Below are 17451 nucleotides of genomic sequence, written 5' to 3'. Positions count from 1 at the left end.
GGCCGGGTTAACCGGTTCGGCTTAAAGTATGCCATGGGAATCATGGTGGCAATAAATACATGCAGATGCGTAAAAGAAGGAGTGAATATACACGATGACAAATGGCACACATGATACAGACATGGTAAAAAAGGATCGGGCCATATTGGTGAGCCTGATTACGGATGAAGTTAAGCGTTCGGGTATTAATCCGGAGTACTCTCTGGAGGAGCTGGTGAAGCTTGCCGAGACAGCAGGCGTGGAAGTGCTGAGTGTACTGTCTCAGAACCGGGAAACACGGGATACCAAATGGTTTATTGGTAAGGGGAAAGTGGAGGAGCTCCGAGCTGTAGCTGAAGAAATGGGAGCAACAACAGCTATTTTTGACCAGGAACTGTCTGGTGCTCAGGTTCGTAATCTGGAAGAAGCGCTGGATCTCAAAATTATTGACCGTACCCAGCTTATTTTGGATATTTTTGCACAGCGCGCCAATACGAGAGAAGGTATTATTCAGGTTGAACTGGCTCAATTGAGCTACTTGCTCCCGCGTTTGTCGGGTCACGGTAAGAACCTGTCCAGACTCGGCGGCGGAATTGGAACACGGGGACCGGGTGAAAGTAAGCTGGAGACAGATCGCCGGCACATTCGTGGCCGCATCGATGACTTGAAGCGTCATCTGGAGGAAGTGACACGTCACCGCAAGCTGCACCGGGAACGTCGCAAAAAAACGGGTATCGTACAGGTTGCCCTTGTGGGTTATACGAATGCCGGCAAATCAACCTTGCTTAAACAATTAACGGCAGCTGATGTGTATATTCAAGACCAGCTTTTTGCTACCCTTGATCCGACATCACGGACAATGGAACTGCCAAGCGGCAAAGAAATCGTACTGACGGACACGGTAGGATTTATACAAAATCTACCCCATGACCTGATTGCAGCTTTTCGGGCAACACTGGAGGAAGTGAATGAAGCAGATCTTATTTTGCATGTGGTGGATGCATCATCCGCTATGCGCGAAGACCAGATGAAAACCGTACACTCGATTTTGCAACAATTGGGTTCAGGAGACAAGCCGCAGTTGGTGTTGTACAACAAAAAGGATGCATGTACTCCGGAGCAGCTTGAAATGCTTCCATTGGATAAAGACCATATCAAAGTGAGTGCGCTTGATCCAGAGGATTTGCAGAAAATTCGGGAGCTGATCCAGGGGGAACTAACTGGTGATACAAAGCGGTTCCGTATTCCGGCTGAACGTGGAGATCTTACGCCTGTGCTTTACAAAATAGGGGATGTTGTGGAGACCACTTTTGAAGAGAATGATGTCATTTATGAAGTGGAACTGCAAAAAGGTGAATATGAAAAATTTGGTTACTTACTTGAAGATTTTATACAACTGTAATATTGATGACATACTTGTATGATAATTTGACACGATAATTGATATTTGACGTTAGATACGTGCTATGAAGGGGAATGAAGCAAGATGGCAAGCTTTGATTCAGAAATTAGTGAACTTCAACAACAGGTTGAACGCCAGATTGAGGGACAATTACAACAGATAGACCTTATCACTGATCGTAATCAGTGGAAAGTAATTGAAGCTTTTCAGCATAGAAAAGTCAGCGATTTTCACTTTGCCGGTTCAACGGGTTACGCTTATAACGATCGCGGGCGTGAAGTGCTCGATGAAGTGTATGCAGATGTGTTTGGTGCAGAGGCGGCATTGGTACGTCCTCATTTTGCATCAGGAACTCACACAATCGCTACAGCTTTGTTTGGTGTGCTTCGCCCAGGTGATGAGCTGTTGTACATTACAGGTAAGCCCTATGATACATTGCATAAAGTGATTGGCAAGCCTGGTGATGGTACAGGGTCGTTACGTGATTTTGGCATTGGCTATCAAGAGACGGCTTTGCTGGAAGATGGCGGAGTAGATTGGGCAGCCGTAGAGAAAAGGATCAATGCAGCAACCAAAGTCATCGGTATTCAGCGCTCCAGAGGATATGATTGGAGATCTTCCTTCTGCATTGAAGAAATCGCTGATATGGTTGCACGTGTAAAGGCAATCAAGGAAGATGTCATCGTATTTGTGGATAACTGTTATGGTGAGTTTACGGAGGAACGTGAACCGACAGAGGTTGGAGTAGATCTGATGGCAGGTTCACTGATCAAGAATCCCGGTGGAGGTCTGGCGGAAACCGGAGGATACATATGCGGGAAGGAAAAGTATGTGCAATTGGCGGCATATCGTCTGACTGCTCCTGGAATCGGTGGTGAGGTTGGGGCAATGTTAGGCACGACTCGCAGCATCTACCAAGGACTTTACATGGCGCCGACAATTGTCGGACAGGCCATTAAAGGCAGTATATTCGCTGCAGCGATGTTTGCAGCATCCGGATTTGTGACCAAACCGGCATGGAATGAGACACGTACCGATTTGATTCAGGCTGTTCAATTTCGTTCAGCAGAGCATTTAATCGCCTTTGTGCAAGGGATACAGCGGGCAGCTGCAGTAGATAGTCATGTGGTTCCTGAACCTTGGGACATGCCCGGTTATGAACACCCTGTCATTATGGCGGCAGGTACGTTCATACAGGGTGGAAGTTTGGAATTGTCTGCTGATGCACCTATCCGTGAGCCCTATATTGGCTACATGCAGGGTGGGTTAACATACTCTCATGTTAAATATGGCGTTTTGATGGCGTTGCAGACCATGAGAGAGCGTAAATTATTGTGAGTTTATCTAACACATCATTGACACTTAGTAACAACTAAATGTACAATAGGGGAAGAATAGATGACTGGAAGGTTGATGAAGATGGGTGACGAAATTCGCAGAAATATGGCCTTATTCCCGATAGGTATTGTAATGAAACTTACGGATCTGTCCGCGCGTCAGATTCGTTATTACGAGCAGCACAGTTTGATTGTTCCTGCGAGAACGTCAGGTAATCAGCGTTTGTTCTCGTTTAATGATGTAGAACGCTTGCTGGAGATTAAAGCATTGATTGAAAAAGGGGTTAACATTGCTGGCATTAAGCAAGTAATGAATCCTGTATCCAAAGAATCCGAAGAGGCGACAGTTATTACCGCCGATACGGAAGTGAAGCGCAGAGAACTGTCGGATTCTCAGTTGCACCGTCTGCTGAAACAACAACTTGTGTCAGGTAAGCGACCTGGACAAGTATCTCTCATTCAAGGAGAGCTTTCCCGTTTTTTTAATAAAAAATAAATTCGTATAACCTCGAAGATCAGGGGAAATCCCGTTTTCGGGGAGGAGAACTCCTTGACCCGTGCAATTTTCTAATGTACAAATATAACAGGCAAGCCATTACGCAGAGTAGAAAGGGAGAGGGTATCGTGAGTTTTACTAAAGAAGACATACTACGCATCTCAAAAGAAGAAAATGTTCGATTCATTCGACTGCAATTTACCGATTTGCTTGGAGCTATCAAAAACGTTGAGATTCCTGTGAGCCAGCTTACAAAGGCTCTGGACAATAAAATGATGTTTGATGGTTCTTCCATTGAAGGGTATGTGCGTATCGAAGAATCCGATATGTACCTCTATCCTGACCTCGATTCTTGGCTCATTTTCCCATGGGTTGCAGAGAACCGTGTTGCACGCCTGATTTGTGACGTATATCTTCCAGATGGTAATCCGTTCCCAGGAGATCCACGTGGCATCTTGAAACGAAACCTGAAGGAAGCCCAAGATATGGGATTCACTTCCTTCAACGTCGGTCCTGAACCCGAGTTCTTCTTGTTCAAAACAGACGAAAAAGGAAACCCGACTAGCGAACTGAATGACCAAGGTGGTTATTTCGACCTTGCGCCTACGGATCTTGGTGAAAACTGTCGTCGTGACATCGTTATCACACTTGAAGAAATGGGCTTTGAGATCGAAGCTTCCCACCATGAGGTAGCTCCAGGTCAGCATGAGATCGACTTTAAATATGCTGATGCTCTGAAAGCAGCTGACCAGATCCAAACGTTCAAACTCGTTGTCAAAACGATTGCACGTCAGCATGGTTTACATGCTACATTCATGCCTAAACCGCTGTTTGGTATGAACGGATCCGGTATGCACTGTAACCAATCCTTGTTCAAAGGCAATGAGAACGCATTCGTTGACGAGTCGGACGAGTTGGGTCTGAGCAAAACTGCACGTCACTTCATGGCTGGAACTCTGAAGCACGCACGTGCGTTTGCAGCAATTACGAACCCAACTGTGAACTCATACAAACGTCTTGTACCAGGTTATGAAGCCCCTTGTTATGTAGCATGGTCTGCTAGTAACCGTAGCCCAATGATCCGTATTCCCGCTTCCCGTGGCCTGAGCACACGTGTTGAGGTTCGTAACCCGGATCCGGCTGCTAACCCTTACTTGGCTTTGGCTGTTTTGTTGAAAGCAGGTCTGGACGGAATCAAACGTGAGCTTTCCTTACCAGCTCCAATTGACCGTAACATCTACATCATGTCAGAAGAAGAGCGTGTGGAAGAAGGTATTCCAAGCTTGCCAGCTGACCTGAAAGAAGCATTGAACGAATTGATCCGCAGCGAAGTCATCTGTGACGCACTCGGCGACCACGCCCTAGCTCACTTCTACGAGCTGAAAGAAATTGAGTGGGACATGTATCGTACTCAAGTCCACCAATGGGAACGCGATCAATATATCACGTTGTACTAATTGAATAAAACCTTATAACTATGTGTTTTTTTGAGGGTTTAAATGGGGGACGTTTGAATGGGGATTATACTTCTATTGAGGAGTGTCCCCCAAACGTCCCCCATTTTGATTTTCTGAACCAAGAATGCTGGAGAGATCTCACCTGATTTGAGATCTTAACACTTACATCACCAATTATGTAGATGATCCCAAACATTGCTAAAGCACAAAGTAAGGCGAAAATTCTTTTCAAATTGAAATCTTAGTTAGTTTCTTTTGGAATTGAATAGTTTATCAGATCCTGGGAATATTCGCTATAAAATTTTGAATCATTTGAATAGTAGGAGAATGTTAATGAACCATACATACCAAGTACTACAAACGAAAAAGGCTCCTCCTGCATTAAGCGGGGAGCCTTTAGAATACCGACTTTAAGATCAATCAGCTAGTTTTAGTAAATTGAATTGTATAAGGTTCGTTGTAATTGTTGATTCCGTTATCCATAATTCTGAAATATACTTTTTCACCTGGTTTAGCGTTCCAGCTGATTGCTTCAGGATAACCACGGCCATTCCAGTTGTCCATTTGAATAGACAGTATCGCACCGCTTGCATTCATTTTAATAACACCCATAATAATGTCGAAGTTAGCAGGTGGAGTGGCTATAACAGAATATGTGATTTCAGATGAACCGTTAGTATTGTCTATTACATAATAATCGTTGTCGCTCATGCTATCTAAATATTGTGTTGCGCTAAATCCGGAAGATTGGTTAACGCTTGAATACATTACTTCCGCGGTCTCAAAAGTATCTGCCCAACCAGTTTTAGCGGATGCTGAACTTGAACCAAATGCCAATAAACAAGCGGTTGCCATAACAGAAATAGAGAATTTTCTTAATCTTTTCATATTCAAACCTCCCAAATATACTAGAACCAATAAAGTAAGATTCTGTTTTAAGTTATTATTTGAAATTAAAGATATCGAAGAGCTCTCACATAATTAAGTTGGCCAACCATGGATAAATATACCATATAAAATGGATATTTGTAAATGATAATATTGTAAAATATTGGCTGTATAAATATTATTCTGGAATGTTATGTGTATAGAATTGATGGAAATTAGTTGTTTGTGCAGGGAAAACAAATCTTTTGTCGAAGTGATAGATTGGTGATGAGATGAATAATACATATAAGATATTATCCACTGATATGATTTCCTTGCAGGAGCATTAACCCAGGTCCGCGTATCCGTCTGGCATGTCCTGGGTGATCGTGAACACATTATTGACTATGGGGGATAGTATAAGAATATAGCCCAGTATCCATTAAGATCATGGGGAAGAGATACTTTCGTGATACATTTGAGTTTAGGGTACAAAAATAGGAGCCATATAGTGGCTCCTTTATTACTGGGCATTCGTTTAATTAAAGTATTTTTGGATAAATTCATATTCTACTTCTTCAAAGAAGAGTTCAAGACAATAAAATGAAACAAACAACAATCCACATCCGGCCATAAAACAGAAAAATATAGAATTACCAGCGCTTGAGCCCCCGTAATGTTGTCCGCAATGTGGACATACAAAGGCGTCTTTAGATATTACACTTCTGCAAGATTCGCAATTCATTAATTTGCTAGAGGGTTTAAATTTGTTTTTTATATTTCTAAGCATTGCTTTAAAGGCTAGCATTGAAAGTACAAACAGACCAATAATCGTCCCACACTAAATATGTTACCAAATATATTGTTTAAGTCTTCAATCATTGCAGTCCTCCATTTATGTAATTAACCTAAAATACTCTATCAGACCTGTGAGAATATTTCCATATATTTCTGAGATGAAAAAACAAAAAAGAGTGATTGCCGGTTAGGGATCACTCACTCTTAGATTAGATTTCTAATTTACTTCCTTCAGTAGTTCCTCATTATTATTTCGCACATTGCCTACTTCCTTGGGGACCTTGTACGCTCTCATTTCAGCAGCCTTGTATGGCTTGAGCAAGCTGAGCAACGACTGAACATCGTCATTATATCTTCCCAGCCATTTTGCTTCATCCTCGGGTCGTAGAATAACCGGCATGCGATTATGAATGTCTTCCATAAGACTGTTCGGCTCTGTAGTAATTATGGTGCAAGTACTCAGTTTATTCCCGTCTGGATCTGTCCAGGTGTCATATAACCCAGCAAGTGAAAAAATGGAGTCGTCTTTCATAAGAATCCGCAGCGGCTGCTTAGCTGATCCTTCTTTACGCCACTCGTAAAACCCGTTCGCAGGGATAATGCAGCGCTTAGATCTGATCAGGCGTTTAAAGGCTGGTTTTTCGGACAGCGTTTCAGCACGAGCGTTAATCATCTTATTACCAATCTTGTCGTCCTTGGCCCAAGTAGGAACCAGACCCCAACGGAGCGAGCCTAATCTATTTCCGTCTTTGCTTCCAATAATGGTTGGGATGTACTGCATAGGTGCAGCGTTGTAATTCGGCTTGTACTCAAATCCATCTGCAATCGAAGCATAGTACCTGTTCGTGATAGCGTCTATGGGGTCAGTGATTGTAAATCTTCCGCACATGATAATGCCTCCTTTGAGACTCTATACTATGTAATTTTACTCAAATCTCTTAGAATAGAAACAGGGGATTTGTGGAGATACGCATCCAGAAGCTTAGTCTATTAATTGGAGCAGTTGTGTTGGTATTCAGCTTAGCTTCTAACCAATCTGTAAACGAGCAGTGGATTACAGTGGGGGATTGCCAGAAGGGAAGCAACTTATAACAGTAGAAAAGGGAACACCTGGATTGGCGGGGATCTTTGGATCATATTTACTATGAATTAACAACTCCCCGTTCGATTTTATAATATCGACTTAAGGCAGATAGAGCGACAAATGATATTCTGGAATTATTGGCTTGAATGAAAAATATCTCGACAGTATTTCTCCGTAGAGTGATATGACGTATTACAATCATTATCGAGGGCAGTGGAATTTGAAGAAGCTGCCGTCTGTAAGATACAGACAGCAGCTTCAACAGGTTGTCTAGTTTTTTCAAATGTCCTTTACAAAGGTTACGCTTTATAACTGGTAGAGCCTTTTATTATCTTACTGTATATTCAAAAACTTCATCTTGTATCTTAATTACAGCTTTTAATGGTTTGTCACTTTTAGCGACCTCGTTTGGTATTTCTGCAAGAAAATATAACGTGGTGGTTTTTAGAGGATTGACGCTGGTAATGTTACTGTAAGTGAAGTCTTCTCCTCCATTTTCCTCAACGGTACTGAAAGTAGGGTAGTCATACTGATTATCAAATATTAAGGTGACGTTTGCTATTTCATCTGCATCAATGCCGGTTGTATATAAATTTTTGGCTTTGATTGTGAGTGCAAAATATGTAGAATCATCTTCTTTTGATTCGTAGTATGTATAGAAATTGCCTGGTTTTGAAGGTTCAATCTTTTTAGAAAACTTTTGTTTAGATACTGAAATTTCCGCAAACCCGTCTATCGTTACTGTTTCTCCTTTTTTAATTGAAGTTGCAGTACTTTCTTGTTCTTGATCAACAGAATCTGCAGATGTTTCAACTGCTGGCTCTTCTTTGGATTCTGTTTGTGACAAAGTAGATTCTACTTTATTCGCAACGCCACCATCACTTTTTGAATCGGCTTTAGATTGAGGTGAGCAAGCGACAAGTGTTAAAAATGCGGTAACAAGCAAAATACCTGATACTATTCTCATATTACTAATAATCCTCCTATATATGTTCTTATTATATAGTCTATCAGACCTAGGAAAATGTTTCTATATGTAATTCTAAATATCTATGATTTCACTGTTTATAAGGGAACGTATATTCGTACATAAGTGAACACTAGGTGATTAACTTGCTAACGGATTATCAATGTAAGGTCCTATGGATCTTATACAACTTCAAAGGTGGCGGCGCAGGTTTCCCGCAGTCCACGAGTTGACGGCAAATATAAACCAGACGTCTTGGCTGTTCTCGAAGCTCTTATAGACGCGAATTCATACATTGGGATGACAAGACGGATACGTCCAACAAAGTCTATTTTGGAAGGACCCAAGGTTGACTACACTCCACCTTCGGGGAACATTGACTATTGGACTGAATATTAGGGGAGGCGCTTGTCATACGTAGTAGATTTGAAGGAAACGTATTATATGAAAGCTCAAGGATGATTATGCTAGAGTATAGAGAGGCTTGGTTGGCGCCGAAATAGTCTCTGTTAACTAATGAATTTGTATGGCTTTTAAATTGGGAGAATTCGGATTGAACAGAGTCATATAGATGACGCTTAGTACCTTTATTTCAGATGATGTCAAAGTAGTAATGTAATCAAAATGAGTATTTGAAACGAGTTTCTTCATTATAATAAGAAAAAAGGGCGCCCACAAAATGCCCGCAAAAGTCTGAATGATTATGATTAGTTTTGAAAAGTATGGAACATAAACCGTACACAAGTTCACCAATGGGAAAGCGATCAATATATCACGTTGTACTAATAGCTGCATCCCTTGGCGCTCTAGCGCTGAGGGGTTTTTCTTTTTGTGGGTAAATGGATTGTTGAACTTTTATTCTTGCAGAATACCTTTAGTGAATTTTTCGGACTTGCGCATATTATTTTTTGGTTTTAGAAGAAATATGCTCTGAAAATTCATCTGGTTCACGAACTTCGTTTTCATAATTTTATAAGTGGCTTCAGCTATGGCATTGTCATAAGGACAGCCTTTTGCACTCAACGATCGGCCGATCTCAAACGTCTCTAAAGCTCATCCATCTCTTGATCTTTAACTCACCGCCACGGTCGGTATGAAACCATTGGATCTGACTCAGATTTCCTTTCACGTTCGCAAAGGCGCGGGAAACCGTGTATGTCGAAACCAATCCCTGTTCGTTCATGATCCGACCGATTCGACGCCTGCAAACAACCAGCCCTTGTTCGTGAAATTTAGCTTTGATCTTTCGGGTGCAATATGCTTTTCGATATTTGTGAACACCTCTATAATGGCTGTGGTGATATCGTCTCCGAGTAACTCTTCTTGGGGGCTTCATAGTAAAATGTACTTCTAGGGATTTGCAGGACGTCACACACTGCTGATACCGAGTATTTTTCCGTTTACACACAATACCATTTGTTTCTTGAACTCTGCTGTATACGTACGTCTTTGTTTCGGCATTGTAGTCTTCAGAGTAATAGATTTATTCTATAAGCTCTCATTTTTATTGGCCAACTAATGGTAGCCGATCCACCTCTGAATGATGAAACATTGTATATAATATCGTAATAAGGGGAGAGTAGAGGGAAAAAGGTGGTAGAGAAATGTACCGTTTATTCATTATTGTACCCTGTCTTCTTCTGTTGCTTGGAACAACTTGTAACGCCAGAGGATCAGAATTTTCTGGATCTTTTCTTATAAATGATCTTCAAAAAGGTGGGTACATACTCTATACCCGTCATGGAGACGCAACTGTAGGGGAAGATCAACAAGATTTTAGTCTGACAGATTGCTCTACACAGAGGAATCTAAGTGCTACGGGAAAGGAACAGGCTGAGAAGTATGGCAATGCTATTCGAAAACTAAATATTCCTGTCCATATGCCCGTAGAAGCAAGCCCCTTATGTAGAACCCTCCAAACGGCTCAGACTGCTTTTGGTACACAAAATGTAAAAGTAAATGGTTTCTGGTTAAACATATATAAACTCAGTCAAAACCCGAGCACTGAAACTATAGACAGTACACTTCAAGCATTTACAAATGAAGTTGAAGAGGCACCTCCAATTCATTTTAACAGGCTAATAGTAGCTCACTCTTTTCCTCCCGGGGTGGGACTAGGAGAACTTTCGAGTATGGAGACAGTTATTATTAAACCGCTGGGAGATCAAAAAGGGTATAAGGTTATTGGAAAACTGACATTAGAAGAAGTTTTACATCTAGCCGGAATGTAAATTGTTTAAAATTTTCTACGCACTGTGTATAGCTTTCATGATGGATTTAACCAAGAGGAACAGCTTTAGGTTACTAAAGCTACCCCTCTTTAATTTCTCATTGAATTTATCTTATTTCTTCATCTTGCCAATTTATAAATTAACAAATTGTTGTATTTATCAGCATGTTTTTGTTCGTCAAGAATGATCCCCTCCCGAGGGTATCCTTATAGATTCCATAAGGAAGTCCAAACCCAATCCTTCTGTACATTTCTATAGCTGCTAATTCACCTTCAAACGCCCTTTGTAGTCCACTTATATATGAATTTATTGGAATATTGTTCGTTACTCTCACCTGAAATGTCTTGGTCAGTGAGATCTGTATACATTTGTCTAAACATCATGTTGTGTCCTCGTTCATCTTGGCAGAAGACACTGCTTAGAACATATGCACAATATAGTGAAGTGGAGAAGAGTACAGGTGTTGACCCAATACATAAAATTGTTAATCCCGAAAGCAGTTCTTGTTTTTGATGGAACAAGCAGTCGGCAAGTACAGAAATAAAAAGTTTTGGTATAGCAAATCAAGTGAGAAAAATTACCAAAACCTAACTGATGTTATGAATCATGACATACTCCTCCAACTATGTAATTAATTCAGAATAGTGTAGCAAACTATTTAGATTTCCGTATTTTTTCCTAATTACCGCTAGTGTGTCCCTCCAGATGAAGCTCTAATTTACTTCCCCAATAATTCCTCAATATTGTTGCACACATTAAAACCTTTTTATGCTTTATATACATAATTAACCAATAAAATGTTATACATTTTATTGAAGCAAGTGGATAGTACACGGGACCTCATGTATTCCATTAACAGTACATTATCAAGATGAAAAAGGCAGGGTAGCGAATCTGATCACGAATTACCTTATCTAATGCCCTCTTTTCATGGCTAGATACTAACAGTAATTACCGGGGTGCTACGGTGACTTTAGATATGCCGTAAGTCAGATCAATGTTCTTGTATGAAGAACAATGGGATCTTGCTCGTTTTGCGGGATTGAATATAGAAAATATAGTAATAAAATATTTATAATTAAATTTATGTAATTAAAATGAGAATAAAAATGTAATAGGAGAAATAGGATTAATGGTGTTTATTTAATAACGGTGATTACGCCGGTTGGCTTAGGCGGTTTTAGCTTCGCTCCGCTCGATTTTGTCATGCTTTTATCGGCTAACTGACCAATCGTTTTTGCGAAATGGCTTCGAATCTACCCAAACGAAGCAACGGGTACAACCGGAAGTTTACTTCCAAATTATGGATGGAGCTGTACCCATGTTGGACCAGGCTTTGCATGCAAGGTTCATAGTTGACTACAGGTACATGGATGGCTGGTATACGCAAACCCTACTGCTTCGTGATGAGCGACGTGAATCGGGTGATGAACGAAAACTCGCATGTCTTTTTTTCTCTTTGCTGACGAAGTCCGCAATCTGGACTTCCAGACGGCACTTCAACAACTCATGAGTCTATTCTTGAAATGTCTCAAGCCAAAAAGTAAACTATACGACTGTTTTTCGTCCAACTACAAAAATGGAACTCTGGTTAGCCCAGCTATATCAAGGGTTTGTATGGAGTTAAGCTGCAAAAGTCGGAAAATAATTTGTTGAAAATGTAATAAAGCAGGGTCTGGTTTGTCTGAAATCTATTGAATACTTACCAAGGTGGATATGCCAGCATTTAAATGCTAGCTATGCATAAATTAAAATATATTAGGAGGATTTTATGAGGAAATTTAAGAAGTCACTTCAGGTTTTATCTCTTATGTTGGTAACAGCAACAGCAGTTGTAGCACCTGTCTCGGCATCTGAAGTACTACCCGAAACTTCAGAGGCAGCTATTACACCGCCAGAGGCAGCCATCACGCAGCAAAGTAATCTTGTTGTTCAGCGAAATATTGAAGTAAAAGCTCTTGGAGATATATGGGCGGAAGGTGAGCGAGAGCGCAGAGCGGCGGGGTATGCAGATGCGCGAAAAATATTTCAGCCAACAGGTCTATATGCAAAAGCTAATGAACAAATTAAGATTGAAGTTATAGGTAACAAACCAATTACAGCGGTTATTGGGACACATCGTCATGATCAAGAGTGGGCGATTCAGTATCCATTACAAGCAGGTATAAACACAATTTCCTCACCAAATGGCGGTTTGTTGTCTTTTGATAACAGCAACAATGAAGGTAGTATTAATGTAAATGTAGTGAGTGGGGGGAGTCCAGTTCCATTCTTTGTATTAGGCAAGAACACAAAAGCGGATTGGCAGGAAATGATGAATGCTTATCCTGATGCACCCTCTGTTGTTCTTCAATCAGAAAAAGCTCTCTTAGTCTTCACGTATGCTTCTGCTAGAGACCATATCTTGAATCAAGACCCAGTTCCTGTTTTACAGACTTATGATACGTTTATAGCAGCACAGGATAAAATTTCTGGACTATCAAATTCTGATTCTGATCCTAGACATCATTTAGATAAACATTTGATTGGCATTATTGAACAACCAAACTACACAGGCGGAGCATATGCATATGCAACTTGGGATGGGGCGATTATGCCTACAAGTACTGGAGCAAATGCAGATTCTTTAGACCTTACAAGAATGGGTTGGGGGCAGTATCATGAGGCAGGTCATTTGAGGCAACAAGGACCCTGGACTTGGGATGAGATGGGTGAGGTGACCGTAAATCTATATTCTCTAGCTGCTAAGAAGGTTCTTAAATCTACTGAGACTGCAAGGTCACCATTCGAGTACTTTACTGCTTTCACGTTTGTAGATCAGCCAACCAAGAATTTTTCAGACTCTAATTCAAAATTAGAAATGTTATGGCAACTTAATCTTGCTTTTGGTGATAACTTCTACCCAGATTTACACCGATTATATCGTGAGACGGCAAAAGCTGATTTGCCAACTACAAATGATCAGAAAAAACAGGCATTTATTCTAAACACTTCAAAAGTAGCTCACTATGATTTGACGCCATTCTTTGATAAATGGGGTTTGTCTGCAACAAATGAAACACGAAACAAGATTAACTCATTGAATTTACCTCTTCTAACTGCACCAATTTGGTTTGGGTCAGAATATAACATCATTAAACCGACTGATGGAATGGATAAGGTAAAAAGTATCATTGGGGTAACAACAAATAGCCAAGAGACTTCAAGTGCTAATAATACCGCAATAAATGCATTTGATGGAAATACAAATAGTATCTGGCACAGTGAATGGTCTAAGCAAAATCAATTTCCTTTCAATATTACAGCAAAGTATGCAACTCCGCTAACTTTCAACAAGCTGACATATTTACCACGTCAAAGTGAAGAAAATGGTATTATTACAAATTATAAAATTCTCACAAGTCTTGATGGGGTATCCTTCTCTCAGGTTGCAACAGGCACTTGGGCAAAGGACAAAACAGAAAAGACAGTAACTTTCACACCTACGCTTGCTAAATATGTTCGCCTTGAAGTACCTCAAGGAGGTGGAACAAATGGTTTTGCCTCTGCAAGTGAGATTAAAATCTTTGAAACCGATCCAATAACACCTGTAACAACGTATCTCAGCGATATTGATTGGTTTTCTGCCACAACAGGTTGGGGAACAATTCAAAAAGATCGTAATGCTGATGGAAATACACTTAAGTTAAATGACAAGACCTATACCAAAGGTTTGGGCACACATGCTAACAGTGAAATTGTTTACAAACTGGATGGGAAGTACACATCCTTTACCGCGCTAGTCGGGGTAGATGGTGATGTAGGTTCTGTAGGTACTGTGGAGTTCCAAGTTGTTGTAGACAATCAAGTTGTATTTTCCAGTGGTGTGATGAATAGAAATACAGCGGCAAAAGAGGTAAACGTTAATCTTTCCGGAAAGAATGAGCTAAAACTTAAAGTAACAGATAGTGGAGATGGTATAAATAGTGACCATGCCGATTGGGTAAATGCCCGTCTTGTCAAATAGTGTTGTAAGGTTAAAGCACACCTCTTCCGAAAATTTACAAAACAAGCCGGATTTCCGTATCCAAGATGGCAAAACATTGATCGGTGGGCGTTCTAAACGTGATCAACTGTTCATTGAACCAACAGTACTGGGTGAAGTGGATTGGAAGTCACCTGTTATGCAAGAAGAGATCTTTGGTCCAATTCTTCCTGTGTTTAAATATAGTGATCTTAACCCGACTAGAGGAGATTATTCGTTGTCCAAAACCACTGGCATTATATCTCTTCACTCAGGATGAGGTTTTCCAAAATCAGGTTTTGAACCAAGTATCTTTCGGTGGCGGTTGTATTAATGATACGTTGTCTCATATGACATCACATTATCTCCCGTTTGGCGGAGTAGGAGAAAGTGGAATGGGTTCTTACCACGGTCAGCTGTGTTTCGATGTGTTCTCACAGCATAAGAGCGTGCCCAAACGCAGCAAATAAATCATAATAAGCAGTACGCAGACAAAGAGGTTGTCCTGATGAACAGGGCAACCTCTTTGCGTATTTCTTATGATACGAACTAACGGACGAACTACAATCCTATTAATGAATATCACGGAAAAGGCCAATGACTTTACCCAGAATACTGACGTGTTTCAAACGCAAAGGTTCAAAGGTCGCATTCTCTGGTTGAAGACGAATATGATCTTTCTCCTTGTAGAACGTCTTCACCGTAGCTTCATCGTCTTCAGTCATGGCTACAACGATATCGCCGTTATCCGCAGTTTGCTGCTGACGTACGATAACATAGTCTCCGTTAACAATGCCTGCTTCAACCATACTGTCTCCCACAACCGAAAGCATAAATACTTTTTGCTCACCTACATAATGCGTAGGAAGAGGGAAGTAATCTTCGATGTTCTCTGTTGCTGTAATTGGAACCCCAGCAGTAACCTTACCAACAATAGGAATACGAGCGACACTGTGAGCAAACTGATGTGAATGCTCTGACTCTTCCTGGCTTAGAAGTTCAATGGCTCTTGGTTTGGTCGGGTCCCGTCTTATGAGACCTTTCTTCTCCAAACGATCCAGATGTCCATGTACTGTAGAGCTGGAAGCCAATCCAACAGCTTCACCAATTTCGCGTACGGAAGGAGGATACCCCTTCAACCGGACTTCATTACGTATAAATTCCAGAATAGCCTGTTGCCTGCTGGATATCTTCGACATACCGTATCAACCCCATTTTAGTAACGTTTGGGAAAATTATAACATAGAACCTCCGTTCGTACAAACATAAGTTCTAAATAATAAGGCATAAAATCAATGTTTTTTTGCAAATTAACATGATTTTTTTCTGTCTATCTATTCAAATACTGCAAATGAAAGTTTTCATATTATAGAAGAAAGAGATAAGAGGTTATCTACAAATAAAAAAAAGCGAACAATTGTTCTAAAAAGTTATTGAACAAAACAAATGTTCGTGTTATATTGGTTTCAACAGATAGGAACAAACGTTTGGAGGTTAATAATTATGAGATATTCTACTTATCAAAGCATTTACGAACCGGTTAATACAGAATTGGTTAAAACAAACATAGGGAACTTCAAGAAGGTATTTACAAAAGGCAAAACACCAACATGGATGTTGAAATTAGTAATCGTATCTTTAATCATATTTATTGGATGCAGCACAGTACTTACTGTATTTGCAGGCAATGAGAACAACCTTTTACCTGGCGGGAAGACGGTAGTTTCGCAAGGTGATACGCTTTGGAGTATATCATTGGATCACAAACCGGAAAGTATGGATACACGTATATATATAGAAGCAATTAAGAAAGTGAATCAACTTCAGTCGACTTCAATACAGGTAGGGCAAGTGCTTATACTGCCTCAATTCACTGAGTAAATTGCATATCTATACGCATAAACGCGTATCAACTTGACAAGCAGCCTTTATCATGTCAAAGTTAATATGACTTTGTATTTTTGGAGGGGACAAGCTTGGATATAGATAGTCTGGTAGCACGTATTAATGAATTGGCCCGTAAGCAAAAATCCACTGGCTTGACAGAGGAAGAGCTCACTGAACGTGCCAAGCTTAGAGAAATCTATTTGAATAACATTCGCAGCAATTTCAGACAGCAATTGGATTCGATTGAAATTGTAGATGATGAGAACGATCAAGGCCACCAAGGCAAACTCAAACATTAAGGAAACCTAATGATATCATTATGATATTTAGGTTTCTTCCTGTTATTTAGAGAATGCAAATTATAGGGGGAACATTGGTTTGCAATGATGTAAGCCGATACAAAGAACATCTAAGGGGGATTCTCATGTCGCGTTCGTTCGAGAGAACGGTTCGGAAAAATTCAAAGCAGTTGAACCAGCAACGTAAAAAGAACGGTCAACCGATTTCAGGTACACCAGGTGAGGACGTATTTAAAGGACGCAGCCTTCTGTTTCCTATTTTTCTGATCGGACTCGCATTCCTGTATCTCTTTATGAGTACGTTTCTTGTCAAAGCTCCGATGACCACTTGGGATTGGGTGACGATGCTGCTGTATGTATTTTTGGCAGTTATCTTCATGCTTCGTCGACCTTATATCAAGATAGGAAGTAACCGAATCTTGACGACTAAAGGAAACCGTGAGCGTTCAATTGGAGTCGATGATATTGTGAAATTCAGAATTGAGCCAGGCACGGTTGTTATTGAGCATAATGCACGAGGCAAGAGATGGGTATTTACCAAACTACTCAATCGTTATGATACCGATGCAATCACTGAACGTCTTCTGAAATTCGCCAAAGCACATCAGATCACTGTGGAAACATACGAGAAAAAGTAATTATTG

16 protein-coding genes are annotated in these 17451 nt (G+C 40.5%); 11 read left to right on the top strand and 5 right to left on the bottom strand.

Annotated elements, in window-relative coordinates:
* Nucleotides 1-94 precede the first annotated feature (94 nt).
* The 4 genes from hflX (at nt 95) to glnA (ending at nt 4671) form a co-directional block, all read left to right on the top strand.
* Nucleotides 95-1381, top strand: coding sequence for a GTPase HflX (hflX, locus tag JNUCC31_RS01655; RefSeq protein WP_192267966.1), 1287 nt, complete (start codon nt 95-97; stop codon nt 1379-1381).
* An 84-nt stretch (nt 1382-1465) separates the two neighbouring features.
* Nucleotides 1466-2719: a methionine gamma-lyase family protein gene (locus JNUCC31_RS01650; protein ID WP_192267964.1), complete on the top strand. Its 1254-nt coding sequence runs from the start codon at nt 1466-1468 to the stop codon at nt 2717-2719.
* 81 nt (nt 2720-2800) lie between these two features.
* Nucleotides 2801-3214: a MerR family transcriptional regulator gene (locus tag JNUCC31_RS01645; protein WP_063563200.1), complete on the top strand. Its 414-nt coding sequence runs from the start codon at nt 2801-2803 to the stop codon at nt 3212-3214.
* Nucleotides 3215-3342: 128 nt separating this feature from the next.
* Nucleotides 3343-4671: a type I glutamate--ammonia ligase gene (gene glnA / locus JNUCC31_RS01640; RefSeq protein ID WP_192267962.1), complete on the top strand. Its 1329-nt coding sequence runs from the start codon at nt 3343-3345 to the stop codon at nt 4669-4671.
* A gap of 420 nt (nt 4672-5091) precedes the next feature.
* On the opposite strand, the gene JNUCC31_RS01635 is transcribed toward glnA, so the two are convergent.
* From JNUCC31_RS01635 to JNUCC31_RS33055, 4 genes are all read right to left on the bottom strand, one after another.
* Complete coding sequence (locus JNUCC31_RS01635) at nt 5092-5559, bottom strand: hypothetical protein (protein WP_192267961.1); 468 nt, start codon at nt 5557-5559, stop codon at nt 5092-5094.
* Nucleotides 5560-6553: 994 nt separating this feature from the next.
* Nucleotides 6554-7225 carry an SOS response-associated peptidase gene (locus JNUCC31_RS01630; RefSeq protein ID WP_192267959.1) on the bottom strand — a complete coding sequence of 224 codons (672 nt, stop codon included), beginning with the start codon at nt 7223-7225 and terminating at the stop codon, nt 6554-6556.
* Nucleotides 7226-7748: 523 nt separating this feature from the next.
* Nucleotides 7749-8387, bottom strand: a complete 639-nt coding sequence (locus JNUCC31_RS01625) for a bZIP transcription factor (protein ID WP_192267957.1) — start codon at nt 8385-8387, stop codon at nt 7749-7751.
* A gap of 1036 nt (nt 8388-9423) precedes the next feature.
* Nucleotides 9424-9570, bottom strand: coding sequence for a hypothetical protein (locus JNUCC31_RS33055; protein WP_228469438.1), 147 nt, complete (start codon nt 9568-9570; stop codon nt 9424-9426).
* Nucleotides 9571-9991: 421 nt separating this feature from the next.
* Here JNUCC31_RS33055 and JNUCC31_RS01620 point away from each other — a divergent pair, with 421 nt between their 5' ends.
* From JNUCC31_RS01620 to JNUCC31_RS33740, 4 genes are all read left to right on the top strand, one after another.
* Nucleotides 9992-10618, top strand: coding sequence for a histidine phosphatase family protein (locus JNUCC31_RS01620; protein ID WP_192267955.1), 627 nt, complete (start codon nt 9992-9994; stop codon nt 10616-10618).
* Nucleotides 10619-12389: 1771 nt separating this feature from the next.
* Nucleotides 12390-14624 carry an NPCBM/NEW2 domain-containing protein gene (locus JNUCC31_RS01615; RefSeq protein WP_192267953.1) on the top strand — a complete coding sequence of 745 codons (2235 nt, stop codon included), beginning with the start codon at nt 12390-12392 and terminating at the stop codon, nt 14622-14624.
* Nucleotides 14605-14901, top strand: a complete 297-nt coding sequence (locus tag JNUCC31_RS33745; protein WP_267132495.1) for an aldehyde dehydrogenase family protein — start codon at nt 14605-14607, stop codon at nt 14899-14901. Before JNUCC31_RS01615 ends, JNUCC31_RS33745 begins: the two co-directional genes overlap by 20 nt.
* Nucleotides 14828-15091: an aldehyde dehydrogenase family protein gene (locus tag JNUCC31_RS33740; RefSeq protein WP_267132494.1), complete on the top strand. Its 264-nt coding sequence runs from the start codon at nt 14828-14830 to the stop codon at nt 15089-15091. Before JNUCC31_RS33745 ends, JNUCC31_RS33740 begins: the two co-directional genes overlap by 74 nt.
* A gap of 102 nt (nt 15092-15193) precedes the next feature.
* Here the strand turns inward: JNUCC31_RS33740 and lexA are convergent, their stop codons facing one another.
* The gene (gene lexA / locus JNUCC31_RS01605) at nt 15194-15820 is read right to left on the bottom strand and encodes a transcriptional repressor LexA (RefSeq protein WP_192267951.1); all 627 of its coding nucleotides are present in this window, start codon (nt 15818-15820) and stop codon (nt 15194-15196) included.
* A 304-nt stretch (nt 15821-16124) separates the two neighbouring features.
* Between lexA and JNUCC31_RS01600 the strand changes: the two genes are divergently transcribed.
* From JNUCC31_RS01600 to JNUCC31_RS01590, 3 genes are all read left to right on the top strand, one after another.
* Nucleotides 16125-16502, top strand: coding sequence for a LysM peptidoglycan-binding domain-containing protein (locus JNUCC31_RS01600; RefSeq protein ID WP_192267949.1), 378 nt, complete (start codon nt 16125-16127; stop codon nt 16500-16502).
* A gap of 95 nt (nt 16503-16597) precedes the next feature.
* Nucleotides 16598-16807: a DUF896 domain-containing protein gene (locus tag JNUCC31_RS01595; RefSeq protein ID WP_192267947.1), complete on the top strand. Its 210-nt coding sequence runs from the start codon at nt 16598-16600 to the stop codon at nt 16805-16807.
* Between the two features lie 125 nt (nt 16808-16932).
* The gene (locus JNUCC31_RS01590; RefSeq protein ID WP_192267945.1) at nt 16933-17445 is read left to right on the top strand and encodes a hypothetical protein; all 513 of its coding nucleotides are present in this window, start codon (nt 16933-16935) and stop codon (nt 17443-17445) included.
* Nucleotides 17446-17451 lie beyond the last annotated feature (6 nt).

Source organism: Paenibacillus sp. JNUCC-31, from assembly GCF_014844075.1.
Lineage (GTDB): Bacteria > Bacillota > Bacilli > Paenibacillales > Paenibacillaceae > Paenibacillus.
The sequence above is the reverse complement of the archived record's forward strand: the minus strand, read 5'-3'. Positions and strand labels throughout refer to the sequence as shown.